Origin of the sequence: Streptomyces sp. NPDC086777 (assembly GCF_040702065.1) — a bacterium.
Classification (GTDB): Bacteria; Actinomycetota; Actinomycetes; order Streptomycetales; family Streptomycetaceae; genus Streptomyces.
This window is the reverse complement of sequence record NZ_JBFBJI010000007.1, coordinates 55,983-70,943: the sequence shown is the minus strand read 5'-3', so window position 1 is coordinate 70,943 and position 14,961 is coordinate 55,983. Positions and strand designations below refer to the sequence as shown.

General features: G+C 67.6%; 12 protein-coding genes and 1 pseudogene. 6 read left to right on the top strand and 7 right to left on the bottom strand.

Annotation, left to right across the window (positions count from 1 at the left end; all coding sequences use genetic code 11):
* Positions 1 to 642: 642 nt before the first annotated feature.
* Positions 643 to 1,287: pseudogene (gene snpA / locus AB0472_RS12445) on the top strand (snapalysin); the annotation flags it as partial.
* 278 nt (positions 1,288 to 1,565) lie between these two features.
* Here snpA and AB0472_RS12440 read toward each other — a convergent pair.
* Positions 1,566 to 2,690 (bottom strand): CapA family protein, encoded by a 1,125-nt coding sequence (locus tag AB0472_RS12440; RefSeq protein ID WP_366355833.1) that lies wholly within the window; start codon positions 2,688 to 2,690, stop codon positions 1,566 to 1,568.
* Between the two features lie 150 nt (positions 2,691 to 2,840).
* Complete coding sequence (locus AB0472_RS12435; protein WP_366355831.1) at positions 2,841 to 3,317, bottom strand: ArsI/CadI family heavy metal resistance metalloenzyme; 477 nt, start codon at positions 3,315 to 3,317, stop codon at positions 2,841 to 2,843.
* Between the two features lie 79 nt (positions 3,318 to 3,396).
* Between AB0472_RS12435 and AB0472_RS12430 the strand changes: the two genes are divergently transcribed.
* From AB0472_RS12430 to AB0472_RS12420, 3 genes are all read left to right on the top strand, one after another.
* Positions 3,397 to 3,777: a metalloregulator ArsR/SmtB family transcription factor gene (locus AB0472_RS12430; RefSeq protein WP_366355829.1), complete on the top strand. Its 381-nt coding sequence runs from the start codon at positions 3,397 to 3,399 to the stop codon at positions 3,775 to 3,777.
* On the top strand, positions 3,774 to 4,505 hold the full coding sequence (locus AB0472_RS12425) for an aquaporin (RefSeq protein WP_366355827.1): 732 nt from the start codon (positions 3,774 to 3,776) through the stop codon (positions 4,503 to 4,505). The genes AB0472_RS12430 and AB0472_RS12425 overlap by 4 nt, the downstream gene beginning before the upstream one ends.
* A gap of 73 nt (positions 4,506 to 4,578) precedes the next feature.
* The gene (locus tag AB0472_RS12420; RefSeq protein WP_366355826.1) at positions 4,579 to 5,001 is read left to right on the top strand and encodes an arsenate reductase ArsC; all 423 of its coding nucleotides are present in this window, start codon (positions 4,579 to 4,581) and stop codon (positions 4,999 to 5,001) included.
* Positions 5,002 to 5,649: 648 nt separating this feature from the next.
* On the opposite strand, the gene AB0472_RS12415 is transcribed toward AB0472_RS12420, so the two are convergent.
* Entirely contained in the window at positions 5,650 to 7,914 is a 2,265-nt protein-coding gene (locus AB0472_RS12415; protein WP_366355825.1) for a hypothetical protein, read from the bottom strand.
* 242 nt (positions 7,915 to 8,156) lie between these two features.
* On the opposite strand from AB0472_RS12415, the gene AB0472_RS12410 reads away from it, so the two are divergent.
* Entirely contained in the window at positions 8,157 to 8,615 is a 459-nt protein-coding gene (locus tag AB0472_RS12410) for a DUF5959 family protein (protein ID WP_366355823.1), read from the top strand.
* A 729-nt stretch (positions 8,616 to 9,344) separates the two neighbouring features.
* Here the strand turns inward: AB0472_RS12410 and AB0472_RS12405 are convergent.
* The 4 genes from AB0472_RS12405 to AB0472_RS12390 form a co-directional block, all read right to left on the bottom strand.
* The gene (locus AB0472_RS12405) at positions 9,345 to 11,963 is read right to left on the bottom strand and encodes a ParA family protein (protein WP_366355822.1); all 2,619 of its coding nucleotides are present in this window, start codon (positions 11,961 to 11,963) and stop codon (positions 9,345 to 9,347) included.
* Positions 11,964 to 12,654: 691 nt separating this feature from the next.
* Positions 12,655 to 13,056 carry a hypothetical protein gene (locus AB0472_RS12400; protein ID WP_366356128.1) on the bottom strand — a complete coding sequence of 134 codons (402 nt, stop codon included), beginning with the start codon at positions 13,054 to 13,056 and terminating at the stop codon, positions 12,655 to 12,657.
* A complete protein-coding gene (locus AB0472_RS12395) occupies positions 13,056 to 13,484 on the bottom strand; it encodes an ATP-binding protein (RefSeq protein WP_366355821.1) in 429 nt (142 codons plus the stop codon). Before AB0472_RS12395 ends, AB0472_RS12400 begins: the two co-directional genes overlap by 1 nt.
* 46 nt (positions 13,485 to 13,530) lie before the next feature.
* On the bottom strand, positions 13,531 to 13,938 hold the full coding sequence (locus AB0472_RS12390; RefSeq protein ID WP_366356126.1) for an NUDIX hydrolase: 408 nt from the start codon (positions 13,936 to 13,938) through the stop codon (positions 13,531 to 13,533).
* 105 nt (positions 13,939 to 14,043) lie between these two features.
* Between AB0472_RS12390 and AB0472_RS12385 the strand changes: the two genes are divergently transcribed.
* On the top strand, positions 14,044 to 14,835 hold the full coding sequence (locus AB0472_RS12385) for a GntR family transcriptional regulator (protein WP_366355819.1): 792 nt from the start codon (positions 14,044 to 14,046) through the stop codon (positions 14,833 to 14,835).
* Positions 14,836 to 14,961: the final 126 nt, after the last annotated feature.

The window sequence follows — 14,961 nt, the reverse complement described above, 5'->3', positions numbered from 1 at the left end:
CGACCTGCCTGTCTTACCTGCCGTGACTGTCCTGCGTGCCGTGCTGCCGTGCGTGCCGTACGAGCCGTGCCGGCCCTTCCGGACCGTCGCCGATCGGACGCCGGCCCTGCACCGATCATGCGAACCCGCGCGTCCCGGCGCCGAGCCCGTTTGCCGGTTCGGCAAACCGCGCCCGGGTGCCCGCACCCGGAGCGACCACGTGGGCGATGGGGAGCGAAAGGGACGGAAGCTCACGTTCTATGACGTCCATCACAGCGGACTGCCGACCTACCGGCGCGCTTAGTAGATGCGACGTGGCGGACATCTGAGCATTTGTCCGTCTTGAGACGGATGCGACCCCCGACGTACGCACCGGGATTCCACCCGGCCGTCGGGCACGCCCATTGCCTTCCCCCGCACGGCTTCTGACGCCGCGACAGCTTTCGCGTCGGCCGCCGATTGCGGACCGGAGCTCCGCACCCGGCCCTGGCGAGGTCCTGGGACCTACGAGGCGACGTAGTGGCGGGGACCCTTTGCGCTCCCTGTCAGGCCGTTCTAAGAATGTCGACCCACAGGACGTCGCCGCAGTTCGGAACCGGTGTTCACGCAACGTCGACCACGCACCGGGGCTCGGCGCCACCGAGTGAGTAGGAGCCCCCCCACATGAAGTCGTCCCGAACGTCCGCGAGACTCCTCGCTCTCGGCCTGGGCCTGGCCTCCGGCGCCCTGGGCACGGCGGTGCCGGCCAGTGCCCAACCGTCCGCCGCCTCCGCCCCCGCCGCCCCGTCCGCCGCCACCGGTTCCGCCGTGGCGCGGTACGACGGGACCGGCGAGGAGGCCGCCGACACCAAGGCGTTCTTCGAGGCCGTGGTCAAGTCGGTCGCCGCGAAGCGCGCGGCACAGCCCGACGGGCAGGCGGTGACCATCCACTACGACGACTCCCGGGCCCCGAGCTTCCGTTCGCAGATAGCGAGCGCGGCCTCGATCTGGAACAGCTCCGAGTCCGACGTCAAGCTCAAGGAGTCCTCGAGCGGCGCCGACTTCTCCTACTACGAGGGCAACGACTCACGCGGGTCCTACGCCTCCACCAACGGCCACGGCAGCGGCTACATCTTCCTCGACTACTCCCAGACCCGGCAGTACGACTCGATCCGCGTCGTCGCCCACGAGACCGGGCACGTGCTGGGCCTCAAGGACGACTACAGCGGGCCGTGCAGTGAGCTGATGTCGGGCGGCGGCGCCGGTCCGTCCTGCACCAACCGCTATCCGAACGCCACCGAGCGCTCGCAGGTCGACCAGCTGTGGTCCACCGGAGCCGGACAGCAGACCACCGGAGCCGGGCAGCAGGCCACGGGCGGCACGGCCGGCCAGCCCGGTGCTTCGGTGAACGTCGCACCTCAGATGCCCCAGATGCCGCGGGTACCGCAGGTGCCTCAGATACCGCAGGTGGCGCAGGTGCCTCAGATACCGCAGGTGCCTCAGATACCTCAGATACCTCAGATCCCGAACACGGCACCGGGTCGGGTGCAGGGAGGTCCGCTCACCGGCACGCCCTGGGGCTGACCGGGTGCCACGCCCGTGACCGGTCACGGGCGCCGGATCGTGCCGTCCGCCGAGATACGGGCGGCGTGCGGGCCGAAGTCCTCCTCCGACATGGTGGAGACGAGGTCGATCGCATCGCCGCCCGGTTCCGGCGTACCGGGCGCCACGATCAGGGTCGGGTTCAGCCGCCCGGACAGGTAGGTGCCGTCGGCGCCGAGGGTGACCTGCAGCACCCCGCTGGTCGAGAGCGTGCCGCCGAGGCCGAGTACCTTGTAGCCGGAGAAGTTCCCCAGGCTGTAGGCGATCAGACGGCCCTTGTAGAACTCCATTCCCCGCATCACGTGCGGTCCGCTGCCCACCACGAGGTCGGCGCCGGCGTCGATCACCGCGCGGCTGAAGCGGTAGCTGTCACCGCGGTCCTCGCCGAGGAAGTACTCGGTGCCGGGTTCCACGTGGGTGCGGTCCGAGCCCTCCGCGCCGGCGTGCATGACGACGATCACGATGTCCGCCATCGCGGCGGCACGAGCGGTGAGTTGCCGTGCCGCGGGGATGTCCGTGAGGTCGTTCGCCCCCCGGTCGGGAGCGAACCCGAGCACCGCGACCCGGATGCCGCGTACCCGCTGGACGGTGATCTGGCCCAGCCGGCCGGTGAACGGCAGGTTCACGGAGCGCAGCGCGGCGAAGGTCTCGCGCCGCCCCTCGGCCCCGAAGTCGTCGATGTGGTTGTTCGCGGTGTTCAGGACCGTGAACCCGGCCTTCTTGAGCAGGCCGCCGTAGGACGGCGGGGCGTGGAACGCGAAGCAGTTCGGGCCGTCGATGTGGTCGCACTTGCTGTCACCGCCGGTGGCCAGCGTGCTCTCCAGGTTCCCGAGCACCACGTCGCCGGTGAGCAGGTCGCCGACGGGGTCGAAGAACGTGGCGCCGTCGTCCGGCGGCAGGTCGTCCGGCAGCGAGCCCATGACGATGTCTCCCACGGCGGCGATCCGCACGTTCCCGACCGGCCGCGGCCGCGGCGGCGCCGGCGCCCCGGACGGCGCCGCGGCCCGGGTCGCCTGCGGAGAGATCCGCGCGACGGCGCCGGTGCCCGCGTCCTCGCTCCCGGCGCGGAACGCGCACCCGAACGCCGCGCCGGCCACCACACCACTCCCGACCAGGCCCACGACGAACACCCGCCACCGGCTCCCGGGCCCCCGCCGCTCCCGCCGCCGCTCGGAACACCGCCCACCAAACCCGATCATTCGCTCATATTACGGAGCGTGAACTATCCATCACCGGAGGGTCACCGTCCGGCGTGTTCCCGGCCGGTCGGGCCGTCCGGCTCACTGCCCGCAGGCACACCCGGTGGCGCCGGGTGCGACCCCCTCGGCAGCCCGGCCGGTACAGCAGCCGTCGCCGGCCGCGGCCGGGTCGGCGCTCTTGCCGAGGGTGTCGGCGTCGGCCTTGACCACGTAGACCTCCCACGGCTCGTTGCCGGGGCCGTGCACCCACACCTTGTCCTGGAGGGCGTAGCAGCAGGATGTGTCGTTCTCCTCGAAGGTGGCGAGGCCGGCATCCCGGAGCCGGGTGGTCGCGGCGCCGACCTGGTCGGTGGACTCGACCTCGACGCCGAGATGGTCGAGCCGGGTCTCCTCACCGGGGCCGCCCTCGATCAGGACGAGCTTGAGTGGGGGCTCGGCGATGGCGAAGTTGGCGTACCCCGCGCGCCGCTTGGCCGGTTCGGTGCCGAACAGCTTCGAGTAGAAGGTGATCGACGCTTCGAGGTCGCTGACACGCAGGGCGAGTTGAGCGCGGGACATGGAGAGGCTCCCATCGGCTTGCATTGACGTCTGTCGATGCAACCTTGCGCCCTGGTTCGAAGACTGTCAACATAGACACATGTCGAAGCAAGAGCTGGTGGTTCTCGGGCAGAGCGACGAGAACGGTGCGTGCTGCCCCGGCCTGGTGGCCGCGCCGCTGAACGAGGATCAGGCGGCCGAACTGGCCAGGCTGTTCAAAGCACTCGGTGACCCGGTACGCCTACGGCTGCTGTCGATGATCGCGTCGCGGGCGGGCGGTGAGGTCTGCGTCTGCGACCTGACTCCGGCCTTCGAGCTGTCCCAGCCGACCATCTCGCACCACCTCAAGCTGCTGCGGCAGGCCGGCCTGATCGACTGCGAGCGACGGGGCACCTGGGTCTACTACTGGGCGCTGCCCGCCACCCTCGACCGGCTCGCCGCGTTCCTGACGACCTCACAGGCCGCCGGGGCGACCGCGTGAGCGTCCCGCTCGGCCGCCGCGTCGTCGCCGAGGCGGTGGGATCGGCCGCCCTGGTCGCGGTGGTCGTCGGCTCCGGCATCCAGGCCACCGAGCTGACCAGGGACGTGGGCGTTCAGCTGCTCGCCAACTCGCTGGCCACGGTCTTCGGCCTCGGCGTGCTCATCGCGCTGCTGGGCCCGGTCTCCGGCGCGCACTTCAATCCGGTCGTCACCCTCGCTGCCTGGGCCACCGGCCGCCGCGCGGGGGACGGACCGGCCCCGCGGGAGGTCGCCGCGTACCTACCGGCCCAGGTCGCCGGAGCCGTCGTCGGCGCGGTCCTGGCCGACGCGATGTTCGGCAAGCCGCTCGTGCAGTGGTCCACCCACGACCGCTCCGACAGTCACCTGTGGCTGGGCGAGGCCGTCGCGACCGCGGGCCTCGTCCTCCTGGTCCTCGGCCTGGGCCGCACCGGTCAGGCCCGCCACGCACCCGTGGCCGTGGCCTCCTACATCGGCGCCGCGTACTGGTTCACGTCGTCCACCTCGTTCGCGAACCCCGCGGTCACCATCGGCCGGGCTTTCACCGACACCTTCGCCGGAATCGCCCCCGACTCCCTCGGCCCGTTCATCACGGCCCAACTGGTCGGCGCCGCGCTCGGGCTCGGCCTGGCCACCGCCGTCTTCGGACGCCCGGCCCCCGCGCGGCCCGCCCCCGCCGAACCCGAACTCGCCGCCCCGCCACTCCCCTGACACGCCCTTCGCCATAACCTGACGCACCCTTCGCCATAACCTGACGCACCATTAGCCAGAAAGCGCACCCGCCATGAACACCCCCGCCGAACCGCCCTCCGTGCTCTTCGTATGCGTCCACAACGCCGGGCGCTCCCAGATGGCCGCAGCGTTCCTCACCCACCTCGCGGGCGACCGCGTCCAGGTGCGCTCAGCCGGTTCGGCGCCCGCCGCGACGGTCAACCCGGCCGTGGTCGACGCCATGGCGGAGGTCGGCATCGACGTCTCGGCCGAGGTCCCCAAGGTGCTCACCGTCGAAGCCGTGCAGGCCTCCGACGTCGTCATCACGATGGGCTGCGGCGACACCTGCCCGGTCTTCCCCGGCAAGCGGTACCTCGACTGGGAGCTCCAGGACCCGGCCGGGCACGGCGTGGACGCCGTACGCCCCATCCGCGACGAGATCGAAAAGCGCATCCGCACCCTCATCGACGAGATCACCCCGCCGACGAACGCATGAACGCCCGCCCGGCGCCCCCGTGCCCACGACGGTGAGAACGCCGACCGATCAGACGCACGTGTGCCTCGCCGCACCCCTACCGGCCGTCGCCACGTCGCCGACGCCGCCGACCAGAGCAAGCCGGGGCTGTCCCCCGTGACGACGATGCTCGAGCCCCCAGCCTGCGAAGCTGCCGGCGTTTGGGGGCGGCCGGTGACCTCTCGCCGTGGCAGGGCTGCGACGAACGGCTGTTGTTGCTCTTCGCCACCCGCTACGAGTTCCACGACTTCACCGCGGTCCGCCCGGTGGCACCCGCGCCAACCGGTCAGGGACCTGCCGAGCACGGGGCAGATGCGTAGCCGAGCGCCAGAAACTCCGGAACAGCGACAGATCCCCTGCCGACGAGGACGACGAGACCGTCCGCTGGTCCGCGGAGGCCCGCGACGGAGCCGTCGAGGGCACGAGCCGGCGGCGGGATCGTAGAGCCGAACCACGCGCGGGAGAACCGACGTCAGGACCGCGCCGAGAGACTGGGATCATGCGTGTCGGCCCGTGCCCTGGCGTCGACTGGCCCGGTCCTCCGGCGACCCTGACCGCGGTCACCCCTTCCTGCGGCGGCTCCCTGCCGGCCCGCAGGCCAGGCAGGGGCGGGTCGCACGACCGGGGTCGCTACGGAACAGAGGGATCGGCAGTCAGTGTCCGTAGGACCTTCCGGGCCTCGGTGCGGAAGAGTTCGTCGTTGAGGATGATCTGGTCCTGGAGGCCGGCGCCCACGATGCGCCGGTCGCCGTCCGCAAGGTCGCGGACGAGGTCGAGCTGGGCGTCGGTGAAGGCTGTCGGGCCGAGCGCGACGCAGGCCTTCAGCACGGCCGAGGCGGAGCGCGCATACGAGCCCGGTCGGGCCGCCGCGAGGACACGGTCGGCCAGGGTGGTCCGGGGGAGCCCGGCGAGTGTGTCGGCCTCGGGACAGATGCTGGTCAGGACGAGTGCGAGGGCAGGGGAGAATTCCGGATCGTCCAGCAGCGGCAGGAGGTCGGGGACGAGCGGCTCGGCCGCCGGGCCGAGCAGGCAGGCGACTTCGGCGGCGCGTTTCACCGTCTGCTGGCCCCACGCGTGGGAGGCCCAGGCAAGGCCCTCCCGGATCACCGGGAGCACCGTCTTTTCGTCCCCGGTCAGTTCCCAGGTCAGCGCCGCGGCCCCGAGGGCCGCCCTGATCGCCGGCACGGTCTCGCGCGACTGCGGTGGCTCCACCAGCAGTGTGTGCAGAAGCGGCAGCAAGGGGCGAGCGGCCTCCCCGAGGGCTGCAGCCGTGGTGACGGTGTGGTCCAAGCCGTTGCCTCGCTCGGCCAGCAGCTCGGAGAGCACGGAAACCAGGGGGTCGGCGTCGCCGGTCAGGGAGTGGAGCGCGCTTGCCGCCGCCTGACGAGTGGCCTGTGGTCCCTGTCGGGTCTGGGCTCGTAGCGCCTCGACCACGTGGGCGTCGGCCTGAGGATCGGCCACGGCGGCCAGGGCACGGCCGACCGGGAGCGGATGACGCGGCAGCGCGGCGAGCAGCTCCGGAATGGCGGCCCCGGCCGATCTGCCCCAGGCAGCCAGCAGCCCGCTCAGGTAGACCGGCTCGTTGGTCGCGGCGAGACCGCCGTCGAAGACCGATCGGCGCTCGCCGGACGGTTCGACGGCGAGCCGGACGCGTATCGCGTCGAGCAGTTCGGGATCGTGGGGCAGGGGCGTCCGGTCCTCGCCGGGTGCGTGGGCCTGACCCGGCGTCCGGCTCTCACCGGTCGCGAGGCGGTACGCCGCCTCCAGTGCGCGGGGCCGCTCGGCCAGGTGGCGGGCGAGCAGCCCGGTCGCCTCCGGGGCTCCCAGGCACACCAGCGCGGCAAGGGCTCCGTCGGCCGACTCGCCCTTACTCCGCGCGATGGCAAGCAGGACCGGGACCGCCTCCGGAGCCGGCCGACACCAGGAACGCAGCAGCGGGAACACGCCGGCCGCGGTGACCGGATCGTCGAGCAGCGGGAGCAACTCGGGGAGCAGCCGCGCCGGGGCGGTTCGTGAGCGGCGGGCGAGGGACTCGGCGGCCCACCGCGCCTCGGCGGCGGCAGCCCGCGCACGTTCACTCCCCTGAAGCCTCAGCGCCACGGCCCGCCCGAGCGCGGAGCCGACCACCTCTATGGCGGTGCCGCCCTCACCGCGTGTGTGCAGAGCTTCGACGATCGCGTGCAGCGGCTCCCGCTCCCACAGGTCGCCGAAACCGTGCCGCTCCAACGGGACCAACGCCGTGACGCGCGCGGTCGTCTCCACGTCCCACGGCAGGCCGCGGTTGGCAGTGACCAGCAGCGCGGCAACCTGGACCGGCGCCGACTCGTCTCCGGCGAGCGCCGCGGCGCACAACTCCTCGGCCGCATCGGGATCCAGGAGCGCACAGGCCGTCAGCACGTCCGCGCGCACCGCCGGATCGCTCTCCGCCGCCCAGCGGCCCCGCAACGCCGCACGCGCGTCGGGACCGGCCGCCGACCGGCACTGGGCCACCGTCCACACGGTGGTCCGCCGCACCTCGCGATCGCCGTCCGCGAGCAGCGGCAGGAGCAGCCCCAGCTGGGCCGCGACGGCGCCGCGGGCCGCCCCGGGCACCGGCAGATCGTGCTCGTCGCCGCTGCCGGCGATCACACCGAGCATGCCCAGCAAGGCGCTTCGGCGCACGCCTTCGGCGACGAGTCGCGCCAGGAAGGGCACCGCGGGAGCGGTCGCCGCGTAGACCGTGCCCTGGTGCACGATGCTGCTCCACAACTCCTCCTCCGCCCCTGCGGCAGTCTCCTCCACCGGGGACGCGAGATCCCGAAGCAGCGCAGGGACGTCCTCCGCGGAGCCGTAGGCATGGTGGAGCCGTGCCCAGTCCACCTGGTCGAGGCCGGCGAAGACGAGGGGGAGATCCATGTCGCGGATCATGTCACCCGGCACTGACAACGACCGGCTGTGCCAACCTCGGGCAGGCAGTGGGGCCGAACACCGAGCGGCCGCCGGCATCGGCACCGGTGCAGGCATCTCAACTGTGTTGCCCCCCGGGGCCTTGGACGGGGCCCCGCGCCCGCGTGCAATGCGGGAGCCTGGCGACGCCATGGCCCTCGCCGAGTACCCCGGCCAAGCGGACCCCGGCCGACGCTGCGCAGTCCGGCAGGATGTTCGGATCTGTACAGGGGAGGGAATCCACGGGCTCGACGCACGACGTCATCGACCTGATCCACCTGGCCGACCGGGTGGGCACCAGCGGGCACAGCGTCTCCGCACGCGTGCTGGGACGCTCGCAGCCCGGCAACCTGTTCGGCCACGACTTCCTCGAATGCGAGATCGTCATCGTGGCGGAGTCTCTGAGCGCCGGCTTCTCGGTGACCCTCCAGATCTGGAGACTGGCAGGGCACGTTGGCGACCCTGGAGACCCGGCGATTTGCCACGTGGCTCGTCTCGGGGCGGACACCGTCGTTGAGGTTCAAGCCCGACGGCCACGACCACGCGCTTCCGACCGGCTGGGCCAGCGAACAGCGCGCGACCTGCTCGCCCGGGTGCACGAGGTCTGCCCCCGCGAAGTCGTGAAGACGTCGCCCGGCGCCTACGAATGGCGCCGGCCCGGTCACGCCTGACCACCCGAAGACGGCCCCGGCGCAGCAACAAGCCCCCCTACCGACGAGAAAACCGCAGGTGGGGGGCTTACGCGTGGGCGGTTACTTCTTCTTGCCCTGGGTGTTGCCGGGGATCTTGGTGAGCTGGGTTTTTGCTGGTCAGGAGCGGTGCGCTCGTGCGCCTGGTGGTCGTCGTTGGTCGTCCTTGGCCACTGTCGAGCGACCTCGGACGGCCCAGGGACGGCCCAGCCTTGCCCGGTGCGGGGCCTCGTTGGGCTGACGGCTGGCACCTTCGTCGCGTCCCTTCGCAGCCTCAGCCGACGAAAGCCCGCCACGACGGCGCGTCAGTCGACCGACCAGGCGCGCGTGTGCCTCGCTGCACCCCACTGACCTCAGCCACGCTATTGGTGCCGTCGATTAGAGCAAGCCGCGATGGCCGACCGTGACCATGCGCAGGAGCCCACAGCCTGAGAAGCTCAGAGCGTCTAGGGCGCGCCTGCGGGCGCGCCTGTGGTGAAGCAATGTCGCCCTGACGGCGGTCAGTGGTTCCCCGATGTCCCCCCGTGGCCCGCCCAATTTGGCATGGTCCTGGATCGCCCGACGTGGGTGCGAGCCACAGGCGCGAGACCGTTGCCCGTAACAACGACCGGTCAGTCCCCTCTTCTGGACTGACCCGTACTTCTGTACCCAGACTGCATGCTAAGTCCGATGCCGTTATTGGCGACAAATGGCACGTGGAGGGCTACGGAGCTACGCCTGCCCCCGACGCGTCAAGCCGAGAGCGAGCCTGTAAAGGTCAGGCACTCTGTAGCGGCGTACATCGTCTTGAGTGCCTTCGTAGATCTCCAACAGACCGACTTCGAGAGCGAGATCTACACGCTCAGCAGCGGCTTGGTCCACTGCTTCGATCTCGCCCGGTTCGATTGGGGTCCTACGCAGGCTCCTCAGAGCTTCGACGACACCGTCGAGTTCTGGAAACTCCTCTTGCAAAGCTTGCAGTGCTTCGATACTGACCCTATCGAGGCTAGGCACAAGGGCCCGTGGCCTCATGATGCTGCGATCGTAACTGCTTCGCGCTTCTTCCCGCCTTTCCCATTGAACAGCCTCATGGAACAGCTGGGAAAGTGAGCGTGGTCCGTGGTCTCCTTGGCCGTCGGCTAGACGATTCCACACCCAGTTGCGTGTGAAGGTTGTCTTGCCTCCCTTCATTCGCTCACCGACCAGAACATTCCAGGCGCGGCGCACCTCATCGTCACGCCAATCGTCGACAGAGGGGCCAACTCGAATTTCCGCCACCATCGCTCGGTAAATCTCGCTGCGGATCGCCTGCTTCAATACTGTCTTGAAGTAGTCGTTCTGATCGCGCCACATGAGCTGAACAGAGCGTCCATAAAGATGACTTTTGTTCTCGAATCGCAGTTGTTGCCAGATGTCCACTCGAAGCATGACTTTGAAAGAAAGCAAAGATAGATGCGCTTCCGACTCTGTCAGGAAGGTCATCAAACCCGTAACGGCACGAGTCCTTCTCTGCCGACTCTCGGCATTGTTCCCAAATCCGGTATCAAGGCCATCGAAGAGCAGCATGTGCCGGTTTTTTGCACTGGCGTTGATATCTCTCAGCCAGCGGGAACCAAGAAGGCCAGCCATAGGGCGGCTCATCATGTGCCTAATAACATCGAGCGTGGACAGTTCATCGTAGACGGAATCAAGAATCTCCGTCGTGAGTTCAAATCTGGCGGGCGGATCTGCCCTCTCCTCTGCAGGCAAGGCGAAGTATGCCGCAAGTGCCGTGTAGCAGGGCCAGAAGGTTGTCCACGCAGATTCCCCTGAGAATTCCGACTCAACGAGTTCCAGAGCCTCGGAGCCAAGACTCCACTTGTAGAGTTGCCTGAAAGCGTGGGGGGAGAAAACGATAACGGGATCCTCGTTTTCGCGATGCCTCTCCATCAACCAGCGAAAGACAGCTGTCTTCCCGGTTCCCTTACGGCCAATGACCAGCGGGGATCTAGCCTCAAGCGCTTGTTGCGCTACACGAGTGTGGACGAAGTCATCAAGAAGACTAGCTTGCTGCTCTGCGGTACCAGTAGAGAAGTCGAGCTGCTCCAGTACATCTCGCTTTCGATTTCTACTTGAAGCTGATAGCGCGTAAGTCTGAGGTAGCAACTGCTCTAGCCAATCCGCTACCGCTCCGTATGTTTCACGAGTTGTGACTCCGTTGACCACCTTGTCTCGAAAGGCAGTATCTGGCGAGTAGCTCACTGCGTGAGTGATTTCGTCCGCCCGAAGCGGGTCGAACCCTTCAGGACGCCGGCTCTGAGCGTCGCCAATCCACTGGTCGATCCAGGTGACTGCACGCGTAAGGACGGTTTCCGCAGAGGGCCCGGGCGGCAATGGAGAAACGATGAACCGCGGCTCGGGCGTAAGGGGAATATCGGATGTGGCCCTACGGCTCTTGGCGGACATCAGTGCCCTGACAAGAAGCTCAGTCCCCCGTTCTGCCTGAGGGTGAGGGTAGAGGCAAATGACGGCTAGATCAGAGACATCAAACAAAAGAGGTGCAGCAACCGGCGAAATGCCCGTGCGGGAATCAAGGAGAATCAAGTCCGGCTCAAGTGCCGACTCCTTGGCCAACTGCAAGAGTTTGTGAAGAGGATTACCAGCCTCCCTGTACCAGATCTCAGGATCCAGCAAGCGGAGACGATCTGCATAGTCGCTACTAAGTTGTCCTGCGGGCAGGCAGTAAAGTTCCTCGCCCTCATTGACTCGCAGTACGTGATCCCTGATATCGACTTCATCGCCTCGCTCCAGGGCCAATAGGAGCGGAAGCACACCTTGATCTTCCCTAGGTTCAGGGCAGCCCAAAACAGTAGCGAGCCCTGGTGCTTCGAGATCCATGTCAATGCAAAGCAGACGGCGGTCACGCTCAGACAGAATCCGTGCTGCTGCCGCAAGGGCGGTTGTGCGTCCTACGCCACCCCGCAAGGAATAGAATGTGACAATGGCCGGGAGTTCGATGTCCTGGTCGAGATCTGTGGCAAAAGTCAGCTCATCATCCGAGAGCTGACGACTCAGGACTTCATGCCACAGAGGCATTTGTTCTGTAGTCTCACTGAATGGAGGGCCATACCATTCCTCTTCGCTGGGGGTAATCAGTTCAGCGGTTGATACAAGATTGCCCACTCCCTTAAGGAGTAGGTTACGCCGCTCTGAGTCAGCTAGCGCATCGAGCAATTCGTGAACTACTCGAACGAGATAGGATCCAAATCCATCTTCGGCAACATAAATCCGAACGTCGGTCAAACCAGCGGAGCGAGCGTTATTTTCGATCTGCTGCCGGATAGATCGACTGGTCGTGGCCTCGCCGGTCATCGCCTTCCTCCTCTATTGTGCGGGCGTGCGAAACGAATTCGAGATGTTACATATGAAGATAGTTCCTGGGCTCCACGGAGGAGTTCTTCTGCTGAGGCATCGTCAGGCAATTTGGCGCTATATCTGAGACTTGTAGTCCAGGTATCCATAAATGCCTTCTTGTGGCCACTTAAGTCTTGGCTTCTCAGCCCGGCAGTATCCCAAAGCCCTCGAAGATCATGCCCAGCCGATCCTGATCGAGGGAAGGGCTTTCCCATTTTATGCAGGAGGGTTTTAAGTTTGCATTCGACGACATATCCAACCAAGTAGATAGCGCCGCACATCTGGTTGTGCTCTTGCAGTAGCTTGGATTCCCGCTGGCGCGCTCGAGCTGCGTCCTCTAGCAAGATACCGTCCCCCCTACCATGATCCTTCGCAGTCTAGCGGTGATTGCCGGTCGTGGCGTTCGGCTCACAACTGCTGTGCTCGGCTGACGGGAGGAGTAAAGGTCGACGCGGAGGCGATGCTCTTCGAGCACCCCCGCCATGACGTACTCCTTCCATGGCATGAGGCAACTCGCTTTGCTGTGCGCGCGGCGCGGACGCCGGCCGGGCTGGAGCGGGACGAAGGCAGGAGCGCAGGCCCGGCCGGGGGCCGGGCCGCGCGCGGTGAGCGGAGCGAGCCGCCTTGAACCTGTAAAGAAGGTTGTAACTCAGTCGGGCGTGTGGGGCGCCTGAGGTGCTGTGTGCGGTTTAAAGTCCTGTGTGCAGGCTGGGAGTTCGCTGCCTTGGCGGTGTGCCAGCGGTAGAAAGATCACGGGCCGGATCGTCCATGTGATGCGGGTGTCCGCCTGGGTGACTGTCACCGTGCAGGGCTCGGCTCGCAGGAGAGCTTTCCTCGTCGCTATGCGGCCGTCGTACAGCCATTCCCAAGCTTCCTGGGACGCGTCGGGGTCGAGTGCCGGTGAGATGGTGCGGAGTGCGATGGCAACCCATCTGTCTGCCTGGGGCGCGGAGTAGGCGTCGAAGGATGCTCGGAGCGTCAGCCACCCTGCCCCGTCGGTGACGTCTTCGGTCCAGCACTCGCACCAGTAGCCCCGCTGCGGCTTGTCCATCAGCACGGGTGGCCTCCGGCGCGGGGGCCTGCGAACAGTTCGGCGGTGACCGTGTGGCCGCTGTCGCTCTGGTGGACGACGACGCGATGGGCGATAGCGCTGACCATGCCCAGGCCCCGGCCGTGCTCGGCGTCCTGGTCCTGGCGCTCGGCCTTCGGTGCTGTGCCGGCGGCTCCGTCGTCTGTGACCGACAACGCGATCACCTGCGCTGACACCGCGAGGGCCAGATGGAAGCTGCCCGACTCCTGGCCGCTGGCTGTGTGGAGGATCGCGTTCGCGCTCAGCTCGCTCACGATCAGTTCGGCGTCTTCGGCTAAAGGGGAGCCGCGCAGGATGTCGCGGGTCCAGCGGCGGGCCCGGCTGACCTCTTCCGGGAAACCTGGGCACCTGAGCCCCCAGACCCGGGCCGTACTCGTATACTCGTGCATACAAGTTCCTTCGTGCTGGTAGGCCGCCATGTGCAGCGGGTTCGGGCTAGACGAGTTTCACGCCGTCGTGGGCGCGGATGGCCGGTGGAGACACCGTGTCCATCGCGTCCAGGACGCGGATGGCGTATGCCTCGTCGGCAAGCTCGGAGACTTCTTCACGGGTGGCCCAGCGCAGGGCGCGGGTCTCGTCGCCGGTCGTGGGCGTGCCGTCGGCGGCCTCGCAGCGGAAGACCAGGGAGACGATCAGGCCCGTCATGTTCTTGTAGACACCGGTCAACGTCGCCGGAAGAGCGATCTTGATGCCGGTCTCTTCGAGGACCTCGCGTTGCAGGGCCTCGGGAATGGTCTCCTCGCGTTCGAGGACACCGCCCGGCGGCTCCCACTTTCCGTTGTCCCGGCGCTGGATCAGGAGGGCCCGGCCGCGGGTGTCCATGACGACCCCGGCGACGCTCACGGAGTGCGGGCGTTCTGTGCTCACGTTCCTCGGCCCTCTCGGCTGGCTAGGCTCTCCACCGTAGCAACAACTCGCCCACTCGTCTAGATACCTAAAGGAGTACAAGTGAGCCCTGCTCTTCCTTCGGGCCTTCTCGGAGATCTCGACCCCACGAGCGATCGTGCGGTCTTTAGGCAGATTGCCGACCAGCTGCGCGAAGCCATCGACCGCGGGCGGTTCAGAGAGGGCGAGAAGCTGCCTTCAGAGGCTGAGCTTGTCGAGCACTACGGGGTGTCCCGGATGACGGTCCGGAACTCCTTCTCCATCCTTCAAGGGGAAGGGCTCGTCCATGCCGAGCACGGCAAGGGTGTGTTCGTCCGGCCCCGGCCTCCCGTGCGGCGGCTCGCCTCCGACCGGTTCGCCCGCCGTCATCGGGAGCAGGGGAAGTCCGCGTTCATCGTGGAGGCGGACGCGGCCGGCAGTCATCCTCAGGTCGACAGTCTTGAGGTCAAGGAAGAGAAGGCCAGTCAGGAGATCTCCACCCGGCTCGGGTCCGTGCGGCGTGTGCTGGCCCGGCGGCGCCGGTACCTCCTCGACGGCCGGCCGGTGGAGTTCGCCACCTCCTACCTCCCTCTCGACATCGCTCGCGGTACCCAGATCGCCGAACCCAACCCCGGTCCCGGCGGCATCTACGCCCGCCTCGAAGAGCTGGGCCACCACCTCGACCACTTCGAAGAGGAGATCCGCGCCCGGATGCCCTCGCCGGACGAGGTGAAGACGCTCCGGCTGGCTTCCGGTGTGCCGGTCATTCACCTGATCCGGACCGCCTTCGACACCGAGGGGCGACCCGTCGAAGTCTGCGACACGGTCATGGCGGCGGATGCCTACGTCCTGTCGTACCAGCTCCCGGCGACCTGATCGTCATGGTTTGCGGTGGTGCGCGGGCACGCTTCCCGAACTCGTACACCCCAACACGCATACTCGTATAGACGAGTGGGCAAGTTGTGTGGCAGGGTGATCGTCATGAGCCCGGGAGATCGGGTT